21 protein-coding genes and 1 pseudogene are annotated in these 18,471 nt (G+C 39.9%); 11 read left to right on the top strand and 11 right to left on the bottom strand.

The window, feature by feature from the left end; translation table 11 throughout:
• The first annotated feature begins 151 nt into the window (after window positions 1-151).
• Entirely contained in the window at window positions 152-355 is a 204-nt protein-coding gene (locus tag PWQ49_RS01835) for a TRAM domain-containing protein (RefSeq protein WP_300607001.1), read from the top strand.
• 41 nt (window positions 356-396) lie between these two features.
• Here PWQ49_RS01835 and PWQ49_RS01840 read toward each other — a convergent pair whose 3' ends face one another.
• A complete protein-coding gene (locus tag PWQ49_RS01840; protein WP_300607004.1) occupies window positions 397-576 on the bottom strand; it encodes an MM0924 family protein in 180 nt (59 codons plus the stop codon).
• 349 nt (window positions 577-925) lie between these two features.
• Between PWQ49_RS01840 and PWQ49_RS01845 the strand changes: the two genes are divergently transcribed.
• The gene (locus PWQ49_RS01845) at window positions 926-1,918 is read left to right on the top strand and encodes a phosphatase PAP2 family protein (RefSeq protein WP_300607006.1); all 993 of its coding nucleotides are present in this window, start codon (window positions 926-928) and stop codon (window positions 1,916-1,918) included.
• Here PWQ49_RS01845 and PWQ49_RS01850 read toward each other — a convergent pair.
• The 5 genes from PWQ49_RS01850 to PWQ49_RS01870 all read right to left on the bottom strand — a co-directional run bounded on the left by PWQ49_RS01850 (window position 1,911) and on the right by PWQ49_RS01870 (window position 5,000).
• Complete coding sequence (locus PWQ49_RS01850; protein WP_300607009.1) at window positions 1,911-2,939, bottom strand: flippase-like domain-containing protein; 1,029 nt, start codon at window positions 2,937-2,939, stop codon at window positions 1,911-1,913. The genes PWQ49_RS01845 and PWQ49_RS01850 overlap by 8 nt on opposite strands.
• A gap of 90 nt (window positions 2,940-3,029) precedes the next feature.
• Window positions 3,030-3,467, bottom strand: coding sequence for a glycosyltransferase (locus tag PWQ49_RS01855; RefSeq protein ID WP_300607012.1), 438 nt, complete (start codon window positions 3,465-3,467; stop codon window positions 3,030-3,032).
• Window positions 3,468-3,560: 93 nt separating this feature from the next.
• A complete protein-coding gene (locus PWQ49_RS01860; protein WP_300607015.1) occupies window positions 3,561-3,779 on the bottom strand; it encodes a hypothetical protein in 219 nt (72 codons plus the stop codon).
• A gap of 36 nt (window positions 3,780-3,815) precedes the next feature.
• Entirely contained in the window at window positions 3,816-4,160 is a 345-nt protein-coding gene (locus PWQ49_RS01865; protein WP_300607018.1) for a hypothetical protein, read from the bottom strand.
• A gap of 156 nt (window positions 4,161-4,316) precedes the next feature.
• Window positions 4,317-5,000, bottom strand: a complete 684-nt coding sequence (locus tag PWQ49_RS01870) for a DUF169 domain-containing protein (protein ID WP_300607021.1) — start codon at window positions 4,998-5,000, stop codon at window positions 4,317-4,319.
• Between the two features lie 283 nt (window positions 5,001-5,283).
• Here PWQ49_RS01870 and PWQ49_RS08265 point away from each other — a divergent pair.
• From PWQ49_RS08265 to PWQ49_RS01905, 8 genes and pseudogenes are all read left to right on the top strand, one after another.
• Window positions 5,284-5,442: pseudogene (locus PWQ49_RS08265) on the top strand (transposase); the annotation flags it as partial.
• Window positions 5,443-5,615: 173 nt separating this feature from the next.
• Window positions 5,616-6,395, top strand: coding sequence for a TrkA C-terminal domain-containing protein (locus tag PWQ49_RS01875; protein WP_300607023.1), 780 nt, complete (start codon window positions 5,616-5,618; stop codon window positions 6,393-6,395).
• A 561-nt stretch (window positions 6,396-6,956) separates the two neighbouring features.
• Window positions 6,957-7,604 carry a hypothetical protein gene (locus PWQ49_RS01880; protein ID WP_300607026.1) on the top strand — a complete coding sequence of 216 codons (648 nt, stop codon included), beginning with the start codon at window positions 6,957-6,959 and terminating at the stop codon, window positions 7,602-7,604.
• 203 nt (window positions 7,605-7,807) lie between these two features.
• Window positions 7,808-8,512, top strand: a complete 705-nt coding sequence (locus PWQ49_RS01885; protein ID WP_300607029.1) for an RNA methyltransferase — start codon at window positions 7,808-7,810, stop codon at window positions 8,510-8,512.
• 64 nt (window positions 8,513-8,576) lie between these two features.
• On the top strand, window positions 8,577-10,706 hold the full coding sequence (locus PWQ49_RS01890; RefSeq protein ID WP_300607187.1) for a minichromosome maintenance protein MCM: 2,130 nt from the start codon (window positions 8,577-8,579) through the stop codon (window positions 10,704-10,706).
• Window positions 10,707-10,716: 10 nt separating this feature from the next.
• The gene (locus PWQ49_RS01895; protein WP_300607031.1) at window positions 10,717-11,007 is read left to right on the top strand and encodes a DUF424 family protein; all 291 of its coding nucleotides are present in this window, start codon (window positions 10,717-10,719) and stop codon (window positions 11,005-11,007) included.
• 15 nt (window positions 11,008-11,022) lie between these two features.
• Entirely contained in the window at window positions 11,023-11,664 is a 642-nt protein-coding gene (locus PWQ49_RS01900) for a hypothetical protein (RefSeq protein WP_300607034.1), read from the top strand.
• A complete protein-coding gene (locus PWQ49_RS01905; RefSeq protein WP_300607037.1) occupies window positions 11,661-12,578 on the top strand; it encodes a phosphoserine phosphatase in 918 nt (305 codons plus the stop codon). The genes PWQ49_RS01900 and PWQ49_RS01905 overlap by 4 nt, the downstream gene beginning before the upstream one ends.
• On the opposite strand, the gene PWQ49_RS01910 is transcribed toward PWQ49_RS01905, so the two are convergent.
• The 4 genes from PWQ49_RS01910 to oadA are packed head-to-tail and all read right to left on the bottom strand — an operon-like array spanning window position 12,568 to window position 17,364.
• Complete coding sequence (locus PWQ49_RS01910; RefSeq protein WP_300607039.1) at window positions 12,568-13,104, bottom strand: S-layer protein domain-containing protein; 537 nt, start codon at window positions 13,102-13,104, stop codon at window positions 12,568-12,570. The genes PWQ49_RS01905 and PWQ49_RS01910 overlap by 11 nt on opposite strands.
• A gap of 8 nt (window positions 13,105-13,112) precedes the next feature.
• The gene (locus PWQ49_RS01915) at window positions 13,113-14,081 is read right to left on the bottom strand and encodes a biotin--[acetyl-CoA-carboxylase] ligase (RefSeq protein WP_300607042.1); all 969 of its coding nucleotides are present in this window, start codon (window positions 14,079-14,081) and stop codon (window positions 13,113-13,115) included.
• Window positions 14,082-14,121: 40 nt separating this feature from the next.
• Window positions 14,122-15,618, bottom strand: a complete 1,497-nt coding sequence (locus PWQ49_RS01920; RefSeq protein ID WP_300607045.1) for an acetyl-CoA carboxylase biotin carboxylase subunit — start codon at window positions 15,616-15,618, stop codon at window positions 14,122-14,124.
• 21 nt (window positions 15,619-15,639) lie between these two features.
• Window positions 15,640-17,364 (bottom strand): sodium-extruding oxaloacetate decarboxylase subunit alpha, encoded by a 1,725-nt coding sequence (gene oadA, locus PWQ49_RS01925; protein WP_300607048.1) that lies wholly within the window; start codon window positions 17,362-17,364, stop codon window positions 15,640-15,642.
• A 499-nt stretch (window positions 17,365-17,863) separates the two neighbouring features.
• Between oadA and PWQ49_RS01930 the strand changes: the two genes are divergently transcribed.
• Window positions 17,864-18,025, top strand: coding sequence for a hypothetical protein (locus PWQ49_RS01930; RefSeq protein WP_300607051.1), 162 nt, complete (start codon window positions 17,864-17,866; stop codon window positions 18,023-18,025).
• 16 nt (window positions 18,026-18,041) lie between these two features.
• On the opposite strand, the gene PWQ49_RS01935 is transcribed toward PWQ49_RS01930, so the two are convergent.
• Window positions 18,042-18,377 (bottom strand): toprim domain-containing protein, encoded by a 336-nt coding sequence (locus PWQ49_RS01935; protein ID WP_363321789.1) that lies wholly within the window; start codon window positions 18,375-18,377, stop codon window positions 18,042-18,044.
• Window positions 18,378-18,471 lie beyond the last annotated feature (94 nt).

The raw sequence follows: 18,471 nt of genomic DNA on the forward strand, positions 1-18,471 counted from the left end.
ATTCTTATAGTAAAAGATGCATGTATACGCTATCGCAGGATTGGAAGCTTTTCGGCTAGTAATATACCATTGTGGTTACCATTGTGGTTTTTCACCTATGTCTGTTTTGCTACATCCCAGCGAGCTTAATTGTTTAAGGAAGTGTACTTAGTTGTTCGAACGTAATGAACCTATTGCTCCAGTGGAAGCTGGAGAATCCTATGATGTTGTAATTGAAGATATTGCCAAGAAAGGCGACGGAATTGCCCGTATTGAAGGTTTTGTGATCTTTGTACCTGGGACCGAAGTTGGAGACGAAATCTCTATAAAAGTCACCAAAGTAATGCATAAATTTGCGTTTGCAGAAGTCAATTAAATATGGCTTGTGCCGGATTTTCCGGCAACATGCCCAATTTCTTATTTTTCTTCCCAGATTGCCACTATTTTCTGGATAGCAATGTGGGTGTATTTTCCATCCTTTTCAAGAGTTAGCACGCCATCAGCGCATGCTTCTACCTTTCCTGAAAAGATATCAGGTCCCCCGCAATAGACATCAATCTCTTTCTGTAGATAATGTTCTACAATAAAAGACTGCAACAAATCTCACCTCCTTTCTTTGTTGCCAATAAAACTATGTTTCAGGAAGTTAATATCACTTTCCTTTGAATGGTTTAAAATAAACTTCTTTCATATCTCTCGATCTACACTCTACAATTAAAACAAAGACCTTGATGATCTTGGGGTCATTAATTTTCCTACCAGTTATTTGCTGTGGTAATAGGAAAGGTTTGATAAGTTCCCATTGTTCATCAGAAAGTTATCTAAAATTCATTCAATGCCCCCAAAATATAATTAGGAGATGTATTCTTTATATTTTGAAAGAGGCTAATATACAGAATATGGGCCTATTAGGAATCACATTGATAAATCGGAGGCTTGCAAAGGGGTGCTATCTGTTTATCTCATGACACTGCTTTTAATTCCTGCCTTGATCCTAATGATTATTGTAGGATATTATATCTTTGTACCTCTTGATGTGCGCAAATACAGGCAGGACATTCGCCTCTCACAACGGTGGAGACATCTCCTGCTGGATATCCTGCTTTACGCGCTACCAATGTCAATTGTTTACGCACTGGTGCGTCTGCAGGATGTTATAAGCGAGGCAGTTGGAATCCCTGCAGGTCAGAATTATGCGCGTTACATTATGATTATTGAAGGGAACAAAGTAAGTCTTATTCAGGAGCTTGCTACTCCTTTGTTGACATATATCAGTGGATTTTTCTATCTTTTGATGTTTCCGTTTTTATTGGTATTTACCTTCTTGCTCCTGCTATACTTACAACGTTACAGGGCAATCCAGGAATTTGTTGTGGCATTCATCCTGATATACATAGTTGCATTTCCATTCTATGTATTGTTCCCAGTTCAAGTTACAGGCTATACACTAGCATGCGTTACTCCGTTGCTCTACAACCTGAGCCCTATCATAGCACAGGGGGTGCGAATAGTTGATCCCACTCTCAACAATTGTTTTCCGAGTCTTCATGCGGCTCTTTCCATAATGGCAATGCTGGTTGTCCTGCATAATGTGGATTCAAGGCGTTACCGTGTATTCTCAGTTGTTGCAACTGTGGTTATTCTGTTTACTATACTCTATCTTGGCATCCACTGGATTACTGATATGATTGGTGGAATCCTCCTTGCATTTATCTGCTGTTTTGTGACATTTCGCTACAGTGATTCCATGTTTGCTTTTTATCGGTTTCTGGTAGCTAGGATTGCTTACCATCTGCGCAAGCCCACTGTTCCCTGTGTTAATTGCAATGCACGTATAAAAGTAAACTCTGATTTCTCTTGTCCCCACTGTGGGATGCATTATGGGAATCCGATGAAAATATCAGCGGTTGTGGATCGCTTTAAGAAATTCTTTACTTAAGCATCCGGTTCACAAGTACGGTGTCACGGAGTATCTTGAAACTTACAAACCCGCCTACAAGCAGGTTCATGTAATATGTAAATGCGCGCCAGGAAATAACAACAATCCCCAGTACATATGTTGGTACAAAAACCGAAAAGAGTGTTGTTGCACATAGTTCAGCCACACCGCTCGAACCAGGTGTGGTAGGTATAATCACAACTATCATCAGGAGTACCTGGGCTGCATATACGACCAGTCCCAATGGTTCAACATTTAATCCAATAAGGATTACAGGAAGCATTGAAAATTCAACAATCCAGAAGAATAAGGTGCATATTATGCCTTTCAACAGTCCTATTTTTCCTTTGCTGAGGATGTAGTAAATACTGTCGTGAAATTCTTCTAGTTCAGTATCGATCTTTTCTGAAAGGTTACAAAAAAATGTTTTCCTTTTTTCACCAAATGCATTTTCACATCTTTTAACAATCCATTGAATTGCTCGTCTTGTGTGCATTGGTTTCCATATGGCATATAACAAAATTCCAAGAATAAAAAAGAGAAATACTTCTCCTGCTATTATAATTACATCAAAGTTATGATCCGCTGTAATATCTCTGAATAGGTAGAGTGCAAAGGGGGCAGCTAACAGAATGATAATTGCGTCCAGAACCCTTTCACCAAGAACGACTGCTGTAGCACTTCCAATTGGCATATTATTGTTATTGAGAAGATGGATCCTGAGGGGTTCACCACCTATTGAAGATGGGGTAATTGAAGCCAGAAAAGTACTGGAAGTGACAATTTGAATGGCGTTCGTTAGTCCAATCCTGTACCCGAGAGCTTTTGACAAGACACTTGTCCGCAATCCCCATACTGCATAAGAACTGAGATGCAGTACTATTGCCAGTACTATGTAGAACGGTTTTATGTTGCGTATGCTTTCAAGGGTGTTGGCATCAAAGGTATAAATCAGGACTCCGGCCATCACAGTCAGGCTTATCAGAAATGATAATGCCATCCACTTGGTTGTTTTCTTCATGGTACCCTAGGTCAAGATAACTTCTCATTCAGCAATACAGACCTTTAATCCGCATGGTGCGGGGCCAGTTAGAAATAAAAGGCTATGCATTTATATTATTTGGTCATCTGCCAAGTGTTCCATAATTTTTCGCAATCTTGTAGCTCCTTCCAGCTCTGATGCAAGGGTTGCAAATTTTTTTGGACCAGCCAATTTCCCGGCTATAGCATATCTTATCCTGTACAATACTTCTTCTGCACTGGCATCATAATTCATCCGGAAACCGCACTCTTGTTTTTCCAATCCGTGGGCATTATTCTGTTGCTCAGCATGGTCTTTGTCAGGGAATGAAATTACTGGTATTCCAAATGTAAGAGCTTCCATCATGGTGGTGTGCCCACCTGGAGCGATTACCACATCCGAACCCTTTAGGTATGGGTATTGGTCTGGAACAAAAGGGAGCATGGTAACATTCTCTGGTACCTCTCCAAAATCTTCGGCTTTGATTCCTGGTCCGGTAAGCATGGTGTAATTGATTTTGGAATCCATTTTAGCAGCTTTCAAAATATTTAAAAAGATAGGTTTGCGATACCCAAAACCTCCTACCAATGAGAGGACATGAGGCTTTGGAAGCTCTTCTGCCTAAACTTCGTCTGGTTTTTTCGCAGGCAGGGGGCCGGTGTAAAGTACTTTTTCCTGTATTTTTTTTTCAAAATTAAGATTAAGCTGACAGATTGTATGTGGTATCGGGAAATCGGGGACTATTATGTGATCAACCTTTCTGAAGACTGCATTGTAAAACAGCTTTGCAATTTTTCCGAGTATGCGAAGAATAAACCCGTCTTTGAAGAATTCTTCCATGTTTGATTGGTTTACCATAAGACAGACAGGGATATGCTATTGCAGAGCCGACAAGGTTCCAAGGTAATAGCTGTCAGAAAGAACCACATCAGGCTTTTCATTTTTGATCATTCTCATAACTCTGAATAATCCGCGGATCTGTCTGAGCTTCAAACTTTCAATGATTGAAGTTTTCATATCAAGTGTTCCGCTATCCCCTACAAGCCGGATTTCGGGGGGGATGGGAATAACCCTAAATCCATTTTTCCGGATCAGTTCTGCGGAGTATCCGTAGGCACCAAAAACGACCTTATGGTTTTCATTTTCAAACTCTTTCCCGGCAGCCATGCTGCGAGCTGTGTGACCCAACCCTTCTCCACAGACAAAAATGAAAACTTTCATAGGAAGCCTCTTTTGTATGGATAAAGTTTTTTGTTTTAATAAGTTGCCTTTACATCTTGCACCATTAGTATATCCTATCAAATATACTATCTAATGGGCTATACCACAAATAGATTTGAAAAAAAAGGAAAAAACAAAACCATGAGTAAAAAATTTTCAGGTAAATATTTCCCTTGCAGATTCTATCAGATCCTCCAGCTGTTCAATTGGAATCCCTATGATCATTTCACTTTTCTGGATGCCGGCATGTTTACGGCTTCCTGTACATCCCACAGTAACTCCAGGTGCTCCATAGAGGTATGGGTAGGCTATGCCATCTGCACAAAGACTCTGGATGCCAGCAAAGCTTGTTTTTACCCTTCCACCATACTTGCGAATCAATGCCTGAGATATGCACATTATCTGCTCAGGATTAGCAATGATTACAACCACGTCTGGCATTACCTTCGCCTTTTCAAGAGGAGCATAGACAATTGCCTTTATAGACCCAGCTGGGACAGTGGGAACCTGCTGCATGGTACGTCTTGCTGCATTCAGGGTACTGAAACGACCAAGTCTATAATAGAGATCTCCACTTGCTAGCGCATTACTCATCTCACAGAGGCCCATGGCTGCAGCCCCACCATTGCACTTCTGATCATCTACCAAAGTGTAAAATTGAGTACCCTTTCTTCTGACTTCATCTATCATCTGGCAATGTCTTGTAGACTCTTTTAGCCTTTCAATTTCTTCTGGGATTTCATGTGTATCTGGAATCAATGATACTGCTACAGGGGAAGTTTCCAAATTGAGTATTCTGATTAGCTCTTCTCCAAATTCGTTAACTTCTTCGATTTCCATTTTAATTCAGCTCCACTTAAGTTAAATAAACAGTTCTAAATATGTTTGAATAGTGATCCACAGATGTTTTATCTACATCTTCTTCGATTTAAGGAACCATCTATTCAAAAAGCCTCTCAAACTATATTCCAATTTAGAGGTATTGGACTTATTATACAGCTTTGAATAAATCCAATATTTTTTACACTTTATTATATAGCCGGTTTCAAAATATATGTAAATGCGACATCTCCTAATTATATTTTGGGGATATTGAATGAATTTTAGATAACTTTCTGATGAACAATGGGAACTTATCAAACCTTTCCTATTACCACAGCCAATAACTGGTAGGAGAATTAATGACCGCAATGTCGTAAATGGTATCCTCTTTGTTTTAATTATAGGGTGTAGATGGGGGGATATACCAAATGAACCAGTAGTGAACGATTCGCATGGTTGAAGATGGGATTTAGAAGATTAGCAAGTACATATGAAAGGTGCAATGTAGTTTTCAAGGGATTGCTGGATATTGCATGTTTCATTTTATGCTGGAAAAAGGTATAGGAGGAAGGAGTTGTGAAACAGGTTCATCAATAAACTTATAACCTATTTGGGAAAATATGTTTGATTTAAATGATTGCTTTAATTTCTTTTTTGGTAGTAATACTATTCTCACGTATAATAATCAGAATTGGTTCAGTTGCCCTTGAGATGACGGGATTATCTAAAGATCTTTCATCTTTTCAGGCTCAATCCGCTTTCTCCGGAGCAGGTTTCACAACATCTGAATCCGAATACGCAGTGTCACATCCGGCAAGAAGGAAGATAATTAGAATTTTGATTCTTCTTGGAAGTGGTGGATTGGCTTCCACTATAGCTACACTTGTTTTTACATTTGCAGGAAATACTTTTCAGGAAGCACAAATTAACTTAATTTTCCTTATTTTAGGTTTGATTCTGATTTATCTATTCTTTAGATCCATCTATATTGAAAAAATAATGAGAAAAGCCATCAAGTTATTGCTCCTCAAATTTACTTCTTTAGCAGTTTATGACTATCAGCAGCTTCTTGGATTGACTAAAGGATACTCTGTTGGTGAGATTAAAGTTAAGGAGAATAAATGGCTACAAAATAGAATGTTAAAAGATTTGAAGTTGAATATGGAAGGGGTTTTGGTTCTGGCAATCTACAGGAAAATTGCTGGGGAAGAAAAATTTATAGGAAGTCCGGATGGGGATACGGAATTAATGGCAGGAGATCTATTGATCTGCTATGGCCCACATGAAGTAATAGCAAGTTTGTCTGAAAGGGATAGGGGTATTGAAGGGGATAAAAGACACATAGAAGAGATCGAAATGGCTGAAATCAGAAAAATAGATGAAATTCAAAGAAAAACTGAGATGGTAATCTAAAAATCCTTCTGATGAAGCATGGGGATTTATAAACTCTGTTCTATCATCACAGCCAATAACTGATAGGGAAAGAGCTGTTGGTCGAAATCTCATCAATGATCTTTGTTTTAATTACATCGTGTAGATGGAGAGATGTGCCTAAAACTTATGGATTTTTCAGTAACTGCTTGGAGGAGATTAAGGCGCTGGTCAGAAGAAGGGTATATGGAATAGAATTATAGAGTCACTTAGAGATTCAGCTTCTCAGCAAAGGTAAGCTATCACTTGAAACAATTTGTTTAGATAGTAGTTTCACTGTAACTAAAAAGGGATACATGGGACGGCTTACAATGAATCTAAGAAGAGAAAAGGCATAAAGATTCATGGCTTTGTTAGCTGTGAAGTTTTTCCACTAAGCTTAGCATTTCTGCTAGAAAAAGGTATAAGAGGGGGGTCAGGTTCGTTATTAACAATAAGATAAAATGTAATGAAATATGATATATTAATTGAGATTTTCAATTACGAAATCTCAGGTGAGTTATTATGAGAATAAGTATACATATTTTACTTTTACTTCTAGTTATGTTTGGATCAATTACGGGAGTGCAGGCAGCTAAATACTTTGTTTGTGATGATGACTGTCCGGAACCAGAGGAAGGTTATCGTTTAATCGGTTGTACTTTGTGTGTCAATTACGCAGTTGAAAATGAAACCGGAGTACATGTTCCCTTTGGTTCCAGTAACGGTTATGTCTATATCCAGTCCGTGACCGAGAAAGATGCCAATGGGGATGTGATTTATGATGAGATTCTCTCATGTGATTACTGGAAAGAGGGTGTATCTCTACCGGAAGACGCTATAGTTGATGATGAGCGTTTTCTTCTTTTGGAGGCATTGAAAACTTACAACCGGAATCTTGACGCACTTCCGGGGTTTGTGCACAGTTTTCTGGGTAACGAAATAATACATGTTTATGCTACAATGCCCAATGGTAATGAGCAGGAATATGGGGTTATCACAGAATCCGGGATGATTGTTGAAGGTGGTAATTGGATTGACTTTGATGGAGATGGCAACTACGATGTCTGGCAGGATGATGGAATCACACCTACCCTTGAACTTACCATAGATGCGGAAGGCAACATCTCATACAAAGGGCTGACTACCGGGACAATTATCAAGGAATTCATCGTTGATCTTGGTATGCTGGTTTATAGTATCTTCACATGATTGTTTTTGCTCATGGTTTCCGTGAGATTCTTTTTTCTTTTGATTTTTGGCTATGTAGAAATTCCTTCTTTAAACACTGTTTACGTGATGGATGAAGCATATGAATCTTTTTTGTTTGGGCAAGGGTTTCTAAGATCCCTCCAAAATAATTTACCAGAAAAGTCCCAGAAAGCAATTATATCTAGAAGACGATGTAGAGGGAGATGTCTCCTAATTTACGCATTATACTTGTCGAGCCACTTTATCAGGGAAATGTTGGATCTGTTGCCCGCTCAATGAAGAATTTCGGTTATAATGATCTTGTGCTAGTTAATCCTTGTCCTCTTGAAGGAGAAGCAAGAGCTATGGCGTCCCATGCACAGGATTTACTTGAAAGTGCAACAATAGTATCCAGTCTGAAGGAGGCAATCGGTGATGCAAATCTGGTAATTGGGACCAGTGGGATATCAGGAATCAAAGAGGATGAACATCTTCGTGTTCCGCTATACACCCCTAAACAAATGAAGGAACATATTGAGAATGCTGACGGAACGATTGCAGTTTTGTTTGGCAGGGAAGATAATGGCTTGTCAAAGGAAGAACTGAAACAGTGTGACATGATACTAACAATTCCCACAACGGATGATTATCCCGTGATGAATATATCCCATGCGGCAACTGTCGTTCTTTATGAAATGAGCGATATGGAAGATCCTTCAAGGCCTATTGCGAACAGGTTTGATCTGGAACTCCTTTATGAGCACCTAAGAGAAATGCTGGATGACATAGGACATCCGGAACATAAGAAAGAAAAAACATACCTGATGCTCAGGAGAATATTCGGAAGGGCTGTCCTAACACCTCGTGAAGTTCAAACGCTGAGAGGTATTTTCAGGGGAATCCAGAAATCAAATGAAAAAGATGAATAACTACTCAAATAAGATAAATTTAAATAGATTCTGATGAACGATAATGCTGGTACAGGGGTTAAAAATGATTGAGGAAAAGTGGGTAAACAAGTTCAGGCAATTTTTAAAAACATATAATGAAGAAGATATTCTTCGATTAGTAGATAATTATCCTGAGACTAAAAGTGTTTCTGTAAATTATGATAACTTGGTCAAATCGGTATCTGAGCTTGCAACAGAACTGCTTCAAAATCCTGATGAAATAATACCAGCTGCTGAAGAAGCACTCAGGCAGGAGCTTAAGATACATTTTGTCGACATTCCAATAAGCGGATCTGATTCTGAAGAAGAAATGGATCTAAAAGATGTCAAAGTTCGTTTTGAAAACCTGCCCCACAAGATCCCGATCCGTGACCTGCGAAGCAAACACCTTCTCAAATTCATCGCAGTAGAAGGAATGATCCGAAAGGCTACGGAAGTAAGGCCAAAGATCACAGATGCTGCCTTCTTGTGCACTAACTGCGAGCATATATTCAATATTCCACAAACAGGTACTAAATTTGTTGAGCCAAAAGAATGTGAGAATGTAAGTTGTGAACGCCGTGGACCTTTCAAGCTTCTGATTGATAAATCTACTTTTGTTGACGCTCAGAAACTCCAGATCCAGGAATCACCCGAAAGCCTGAAGGGTGGAAACCAACCACAGAGCATTGATGTGGATGTGGAAGATGAAATTGCGGGCATCGTCAAACCTGGTGATCGGGTAGTTATAAACGGAATACTGCGCTCTCACCAGCGAACTCTCAGGGAAGGAAAATCCCTATTTTACGATCTGGTGCTTCATTGTAATTCCCTTGAATATGTTGATCGTGAGTTTGACGAACTTAACATTAGCCCAAAAGACGAAAAGGAAATAATTCAATTGAGCAAGGATCCTCATCTTTATGAAAAGATTATTAAATCTATAGCACCTTCAATTTTTGGATATGAGGATATTAAGGAAGCACTTGCTCTGCAGCTCTTTTCCGGTGTTCCGAAGGTGATGCCAGATGGGTCAAGGGTTCGTGGAGATATCCATGTGCTTCTTGTTGGAGACCCTGGTATCGCAAAAAGTCAGTTGCTTCGATACATGGTTAAAATATCACCCAGAGGTGTATTTGCATCAGGGAAGAGCGCGTCATCAAGTGGTTTGACTGCGGCTGCCGTGCGTGATGATTTGGGAGATGGGCGCTGGACTCTTGAAGCCGGTGCACTTGTGATGGCTGACATGGGTATTGCTGCAGTGGATGAAATGGATAAGATGAGCAGGGAAGATAAAAGTGCCCTCCACGAAGCAATGGAACAGCAAACAATATCCGTTGCAAAAGCGGGAATTCTTGCCACACTCAAGTCACGATGTGCACTACTTGGAGCTGCAAATCCTAAATACGGAAGATTTGATCGTTACGAGGGGCTTGCAGAGCAGATTAATATGCCTCCTGCCCTGATATCAAGATTTGATCTTATTTTTATCCTGCTTGATGTTCCCGAATCAAAGAGAGACGGGGATATAGCAAAACATATTCTTCGTTCCCACTTTGCAGGAGAACTCAATGAACAGATGAGTAGGGATCCTGCATCAGAGATTACAGAAAAACAAGTAGGAGAGCAGATGAAAATTATTCTTCCCCCCATTGAAAACGAAATGCTTAGGAAATATGTAGCCTATGCGCGCCGTAATATTTTTCCGGTTATGGAAGACGAAGCACGGGAACACTTGGTTAACTATTATCTTGATCTGAGGAAAATGGGCGAAAACAAGGACTCTCCGGTTCCAGTTACTGCAAGACAACTTGAAGCTCTTGTGAGGCTTGCCGAAGCCAGTGCAAGAATAAGGTTGAGTAATAAAATAACCCTTGAGGATGCAAAACGGACAACCAGAATCAGCATGTCCTGCATGAAACAGGTTGGTGTTGATCCCGATACAGGTGCTTTTGATGTTGATGTCATTGCCACAGGTACCAGTAAGAGCCAGCGTGACAAGATTCATGTCCTGATGGATGTGATTCGGGATGTGGGAGATCGTAACCCCGGAGGAAAAGCACCTCTTGAAGAAGTATATGTGGCTGCCGAAGCAGAAAACATAAGCAGGGACCAGGCAGAAGAACTCATAAGGAAAATGAGGCAGAAAGGAGACCTTATGTCGCCGGATAAAAAACATATTAAGATTGTTTAAGGGGATAAACATGTATTTAAAAATCCACAAACATGGAGATGGGATGGTACTCGCAGCCTGTGATAAAGAGCTAATCGGATCCAAGCTCAAGAAAGATAAAATTTGCGTTGAAATAACGGAAAGTTTCTATATGGGCGACATTGTGTCTGAAGAAAAACTAATCGAAGAACTCAAATGTACTACAAATGCCAATCTTTTCGGAGAAAAAGTTATTAAATGTGCAATAAAATGTGGCATGGTTGATCATGGCACCGTAATAATTATTGATGGCGTTCCCCACGTCCAGATATACAGAGTATAAGGCAAAGGGAAAAAAATGAGTGAAAATAAAGAAAGTGCAATTAAAACACTTGATAAGGAAGGGTTAATCAAAGCAGTCATTGAAAAACATGACCGTCTGATCAATGAATATAACGCTGAATTTAGTTCCCTTGAAGGAAGAGTAAAGGAATTAAAAGAAAAAGTTGCTGCTGCCAAAAAGGAACATGAAGATGCCATGCAGAGAATGGATGTCCTCAGGGAGAAAAGGCAGCAGCTATACTATCAGGCAAAGAAATTGCTTGAAAATTTGGAGCCTGGTACTATTGAAGACAGACTCATCCATTCAATTCATGATGACATCGAGGAACTCAAAAGGCTAAAAGAACCTGATTCAGAGGCCGAATTACGCAGAAATCTTCTGGACAAGATTAACTCTATAGCAGTTGGAGAAACAAAAGAGCAGGTAATCCATTTAGTTGAAAAAATCAAAGGAGCAGAAGAAGCCACAATCGAGCTTCTTTCCCTCGAAACAAACCAGAATGGTTTTTCCAAAGAGTATAAAAACATGGTTGAAGAACTCAAAAAGGATGAACCTCGATATAACTGGCTTCAAAGGCGCATTGCAAGTCATACCGAGGCTCGCAATTATTGGGAAAAACAACTTGAAGAAATGCAGAAGTCGGAGGAGAATGTATGAAAGATCCGGCCTCAATGACTGAAAGGGAACTCAAGGAAACGGTGAATAAATTCCGTAATGAGATAGCTCATAACGAAAAGATCCTAAAGAATGTGTTCAGGGAGCTTAAGTTACACCGTACCAATATAAGTGAGCTCAAAGAAAAGAGAGACGAATTGAACGCAAAGGTTAGGGAACTTGCAGCTCTTGCCCGGAAAGAAAAGGAGGCAAGGGATAAAGTCAATGCCAGGATTTCTGAGATAAAAGGAAAAAGACAAGTTGTTCTGAAACAGAAAGACAAACTTACAGGAGATATTTCAAGTTTCAAGGAAAAACGCGACCGATACAATCAGGAATCAAAGGGAAGCGTAGAATCTCTTGCCAAAGCATATACCAAGGAAGTGGAAACATTTCTGAATGCAGACATCCCACTCAAACATGAGAAAGATGTTTTTGAAAGAATTATACAGCTTGAAAAAAGACTCGAAGCTGCACTTATTGCCGATGGCCTTCATAAGGAAGTCATGAGTGTATATGATAGTGCAAAAGAAGTTGAAAAACAAGGATATGAACTTGGTAACCATATCAAGGAGCTTGCGGAGGAGTCGCAGAAATATCACCTTAAGATGATAGATTTATACAACCAGATTGATGAAATCCGAAAAGAAGCTGACTTGTGCCACTCACAGATGAAAGAGACCTATGCAGTGCTATCTCCTATAAGGGACAAGATCGATCCACTGAAGAAGAAGATCGAATCCCTCAGGGAAGACCTTGGTGTTTATCTTGACAAACTTAACGAAATACAACTGGAAAAAGACGAGATGAAGAAGGATGAACAGCACAGTGCTGCAAAAGAACGTCTTGAGAAAACCGGTAAAATGAGTTTGGAAGACCTTAAGATTTTGATGGATAAAGGGGATCTTAAGCTTTAATCCGGCACCATTTAAGGTATATTCCAGTCAGGCACAGGATTGTAGATGTAATTCCAAACCCCGGTATGACTCCGGGGTTTTCGGAGTTTGTACTGTTATTTTGCATATCATTTGAAATAACAGTATCATTATCATAATCAGGATCAGGCGGTAATTCAGGATCTATATACTGAAAAATTGGTTCGAAGGATACAAGCTCACCTTCCGAACCATAATAGATTTGCTTTAGGGTTATACTTAAAATGGTATTGTTATCACGTACGTAATCAAGTGTTTCATTTTCTCCAAGTATGTCTTCTTTTACGGACACACCGTCTCTCTGTAGTGAAATCCACACTCTATTATTTTCTAAATTTACATATTTTACCGTAAGGGAATAATTTTGTTGCAATTGCTTTGTGTGTCCTGTACGGATGTTTAGTGAAGTTCCATTCTCAAGAACAAATTCTTCTGCAAAAGTGGTAAAAGAAAACGAATATAGGCTAATTACAAAAAAACAAAGTAGTGCTATAGTTTTTGTCTTCATATCAATCCTCAGACATATATACATCGACCTGAGATTAGCGTTTCTTTTGAACCATCTTCCATTTCAAGAATCAGACCGCCATCCTCGGATATTCCAATTGCTTTTCCCTCATACATTTTTGTAGGGGTTAGAAGACGGACATGCTTTCCAAGTGTATCAGCAAGTCCTATCCAGCTATTCAGTATATTGTCAAAGGTCCCTGTGTTGAACTTTATGTACTCTTGTTCAAGAACAGAAAGAAGAGACTGGACAAATGAAATACGATCTATCTTTTTCCCAAGCTCATATTTGATCGTTGTGGAAGTCTCCCTCAAATCTTCCGGGAAGGATTCAAGATCCATATTGCCATTGATACCAATACCAATAACTATGTAATTAATGCTCTCTGCCTCTGCTTCCATTTCGGTGAGAATGCCACAGATTTTCTTACCATTTACCAACACATCATTAGGCCACTTCAAGGAGGCATTAATGCCAACTTTTCGAAGTGTTTCTGCCACTGCAACTCCTGCCATAAGGGTTAATCGTGATGCATGGGAAGGGGGTATTGAAGGCTTTAGGATTACAGACATCCATATACCACCTTTGGGAGAACACCAGTCACAACCCCTGCGACCACGTCCACTGTTCTGAATTTCTGCAATTACAACAGTTCCATCTGAAGCTTCACTGCCGATTTCTTTGGCAACATCATTTGTTGACTGGACTTTTTCATAGTAAACTATTTTTTTGCCGATTAAATTTGTATCAAGACCATATGTAATTAATTCCGGATAAAGAAGATCCGGTTCTGCTTGAAGGACATAACCATTTCCTGGAATAGACTCTATTAAATATCCACGTTGCTGGAGTGTCTGGACATATTTCCAGACCATTGTTTTGGAAACGCCAATAGAATTTCCTATTTCAACCCCGGATACCGTTTGTTTGTTAGCATCTTTCAGTATCCTGATGACCTCTAACATTTTTTCTTGCAAGAAAATCCCCTATTGTAATATGATTTGCAAGATTAAAAAATCATTCGTTCTTGTTTTTCATATTAGCGGATTTTGCTGCATTGATATAGGAACTAACAGCAGCGCTGATTGCAGCTACTTTTTTACTGTTATCTTCAAGAGCCATTGCGAGGGTATCAGATTCTCTGCGTTGACATTCAGCATTTTCAGCAACAATATCAAGGATGTTGTAATCGTCAATGAAGTGAGTTGTTAGGTTCCCTTTTATGAATTCTTCATGTGACATCACTGCACGGTGGAATGGGATATTGGTTTTGACACCAACCACAACATACTCAAAAAGAGCACGCTTCATCCTTGCAATTGCTTCGTCCCTGTCTCTACCCCATGTCTGGAGCTTGGAGATCATGGAATCATAGAATGGAGTAATAGTATAACCAACATGCACTCCGCTGTCAACTCTGACTCCTGGACCGCCTGCAGATCTGTAGCGAAGTATTTTTCCGGGTGAAGGATTGAAATCATTGAGAGGATCTTCTGCATTTATCCTGCATTCGATTGCTGAACCGTTTATCTTGATATCTTCCTGTCTGATAGATAGTTCTTCTCCACAGGCAACTTTCAGCTGCTCTTTCACAATATCAATACCAGTCACAAGCTCGGTGATACCATGTTCTACCTGAAGACGTGTGTTAACTTCAAGGAAATAGTAATCTCCTTTTGAGTAAAGGAATTCCACTGTACCTGCGTTCTCATAACCAATTGACTTAGCAGCTTTGATCGCAGTATTGCCCATTTCTGCACGGAGTTCTGGAGTCATAATAGGTGATGGTGCTTCTTCAATCAGCTTTTGGTGTCTCCGCTGGATGGAACATTCCCTGTCAGAGAGATAGAGACAATTACCATGGCTGTCGGCAAGTATTTGCATCTCGATGTGTCGGGGTTCGTCAAGGTATTTCTCAATGAAAACAGTGGAATCACCAAATGCAGATTTTGCTACTGATCTAATGGATGATATGGAATTTTTTAGTTCCTCATCGGAATTAACTACTTTCATACCAATACCGCCGCCACCAGCGGATGCTTTGATCATAAGCGGATATCCAAGTTTATCTGCAACTTTTTGTGCCGATTCATAATCTTCTATTGGTTTGCCATTACTAGGCACAACTGGGACACCGGCTTTTATCATGGCTTCACGTGCCGCTATTTTACTCCCCATTTGTTTGATGACTTCACTGGAAGGACCAATGAAGGTAATTCCCTCCTCTTCACACCTTCTTGCAAAGGTTGCATTTTCCGAAAGAAAACCGTATCCCGGATGAATTCCTTCAGCACCTGTCTTTTTTGCTACATCAAAGATTGCATCCATGTTGAGATAACTTTTGGAAGTTGGAGCCGGACCAATTAAATATGCCTCATCTGCATATTTGGTAAAGAGAGCATTGCTATCGGCTTCAGAGTAAACTGCAACAGTGGCAATATCCAGTTCTTTACAGGCGCGCATAATCCTGATAGCAATTTCGCCTCTGTTTGCAACAAGTACCTTGTTGAACATATTTATTCCTCAAATTGCTGCTCATTCGATTATCATCAATACTTCATCAGTGGTAACTGTGTCACCTTCGGAAACAAGAATTTCCTTAACGGTGCCATTATGGGGTGAATGGATAGTATTTTCCATCTTCATGGCTTCAATCACACATATCTTGTCACCTTCCTGAACGACGTCTCCAACCAATACATCGATGGAAAGTACCATGCCTTGCATGTGGCTTGTGACTGCTCCTTCGGAAATAGTTGCAGGTTTCTGGACAGCACTTTGGGTTACTGTAATGGCACCATCAATTGGTTCAACATGGACATCAAATATTTCACTGTCAACTTCAACTTTAAAGTGGGTTGGTATGGCAACTTCAGCCGGTGCTGCGGTAGTGTTCGCAACTGGAACCGGGGCAAGGATTTCTTCCTCAGCTTCACCACGCAGGAATTTAGGAGCAATGGATGGATAAAGAGCATAGGTAAGAATATCTTCTTCCTTGCTAACAATTCCCATCTCTTCGGCTTCTTTTTTGATTTTTTCGTATTCGGGTTCGAGAAGATCTGCAGGTCTAACTGTAATTGGTTTTTCATCACCAATGATGGTAGTTATCATTTCCTCACTGATAGGAGCAGGGGGTCTTCCATAGAGTCCGCGCACATAATCCTTGACTTCCTTGGGAATTACTTTGTAGCGTTCTCCCATGAGAACGTTGAGTACAGCCTGAGTACCTACTATCTGGCTGGTAGGGGTTACAAGCGGAGGGTATCCAAGTTCTTCACGCACACGTGGCATTTCTTCGAGAACTGCATCATATTTATCAAGGGCGTTTTGTTCTTTTAACTGGGATACAAGGTTGGACAGCATGCCCCCTGGAATCTGGTATACCAGAACATTGGTGTCAACCTGTTCGGATATAGGATCAAGTATTCCCTTGTATTCATCCTTGATAGCTTTAAAATAAGCAGCAGCTTCACTAAGGGGTTTCAGATCTATTCCTGTATCGAATTTTGTATTTTTAAGGGCTGCAACAGTTGATTCGGTTGGTGGCTGGGACGTTCCGCCAGCTAATGGTGAAAGTGCGGTATCGAGAATATCAACACCGGCTTCACAGGATGCCATGTAGCTCATCGGGGCCATTCCGGAAGTACAGTGACAATGCAGGGCCACTGGCAAACCCACTTCCTTTTTGAGTGCACTTATGAGTTCATAGGCTTCATGTGGAGCAAGGAGCCCTGCCATGTCTTTGATACAGATAGAATCACATTCCATTTCCGCAAGTTCAGTAGCAAAAGCAACGTACTTTTCCACAGTGTGAACCGGGCTGATAGTGTAGCAGATAGTTCCCTGAACATGAGCACCCTGTTTTTTAGCTACCTTTATGGAAGTTTCCATGTTTCTGATATCATTTACCGCATCAAATATGCGGAAGATATCAATACCGTTTTCATAAGCCTTAATCACGAATTTTTCTACAATATCGTCCGAATAATGCCTGTAGCCTACAAGGTTCTGCCCTCTTAATAGCATTTGAGCATAGGTATTATTCATGTGTTTTTTTAGTTCCCGGAGACGTTCCCATGGGTCCTCGTTGAGGTATCGGATGCAAGTGTCAAATGTTGCACCTCCCCACATTTCAAGGGAATAGTAACCAACCTCATCCAACTTTTCAATTATGGGAAGCATGTTGCGGGTTCGCATTCTTGTTGCAAGAAGCGACTGATGTGCGTCCCTCAGAATTGTTTCAGTTATTTTGACCTTCATGGAATACCTCTCTTTTTTAGCACATAAGCAAGATAAAATGGTTAATGGCTAGAATTTAGCAGATTAAATTGTACCTAATTGAGCATTAACTTTTATGTACTTTCTGGTGGAAGTATATAAATGAAAAAGAAAAAAATGGATGCCTAAACACTTGAAATAATGTTAAGAAACAACTCGCAAATTGTGATAGTCTCGTTGCTGCAGTTCCTAAGATCGATGAAATTTTGTTTTTGAATCTATTTGCTTCAACCGTAATTTCACTCATTTCGTATGCGTCAATGAAAGTATCCATTGATGATTAGGAAGTCAGGATGTTATCAGGTCTACTTTCATCAATTTTCAGCAGCAAAGTTGCATCGATTTTATCTTCGACAGTGTTCTCCTCAAAATCCACACTACTTTTGCATTTTCGGTCAGGACTTTAATGATATTGCAAAACCGTTATTGAACCAAATATGTAAATACTCTACTTCATTTACAAAAAGACTTTTGATTAAGGATGGGAAATTGCATAAATGGGACTTGTATTGCAATAGAATCTTCAAGATCATCGAGAAGTCCTGCATTGGAAGTTGCTGAAAGTGAAAAGCATAATATAAATATCAAAGTCATGAAAATAGCACCATACGCTTATATTATTGCAACAAATGCAAAAAGATGATTTTAAAAGATTCAATTCAATAAGTTTCATCTTTATTCACACATGACCGCATTTTTTTCATGTAAGAATAGAGACTCTCCACGTCTTTTATTTCTTTTTTAACAAGGGAAGATAACGTCATGCGGAAATCCGTATCAACTTTCAAACCAAGATATTGAAGATCAGATGATATTTTTGAACTCAGCAAATCTCCTCTGCGGTCCCAGTCAGTCAATATTATGATCTCTTTTCCCTTTTCAACCAGCTTTACTGAAAGCTCCAGAACCGGTATATGGGTTGAAGTTTCTATGGGACCCATTATGCCCAATTTTCTGAGGGAAGCAACATCCCTTTTTCCTTCTACCACAATAATAGTGCCTTCCTAGGAGCGTGTCGATAAATCATCTAGCAACTCTTCAAGGATTTCAAGGCGTCTTCTTGTAGCTCTGATTGAAGTTGTCGGAGTG

Origin of the sequence: Methanohalophilus sp., assembly GCF_030156785.1 — an archaeon.
In the GTDB taxonomy this organism is placed as follows: domain Archaea; phylum Halobacteriota; class Methanosarcinia; order Methanosarcinales; family Methanosarcinaceae; genus Methanohalophilus.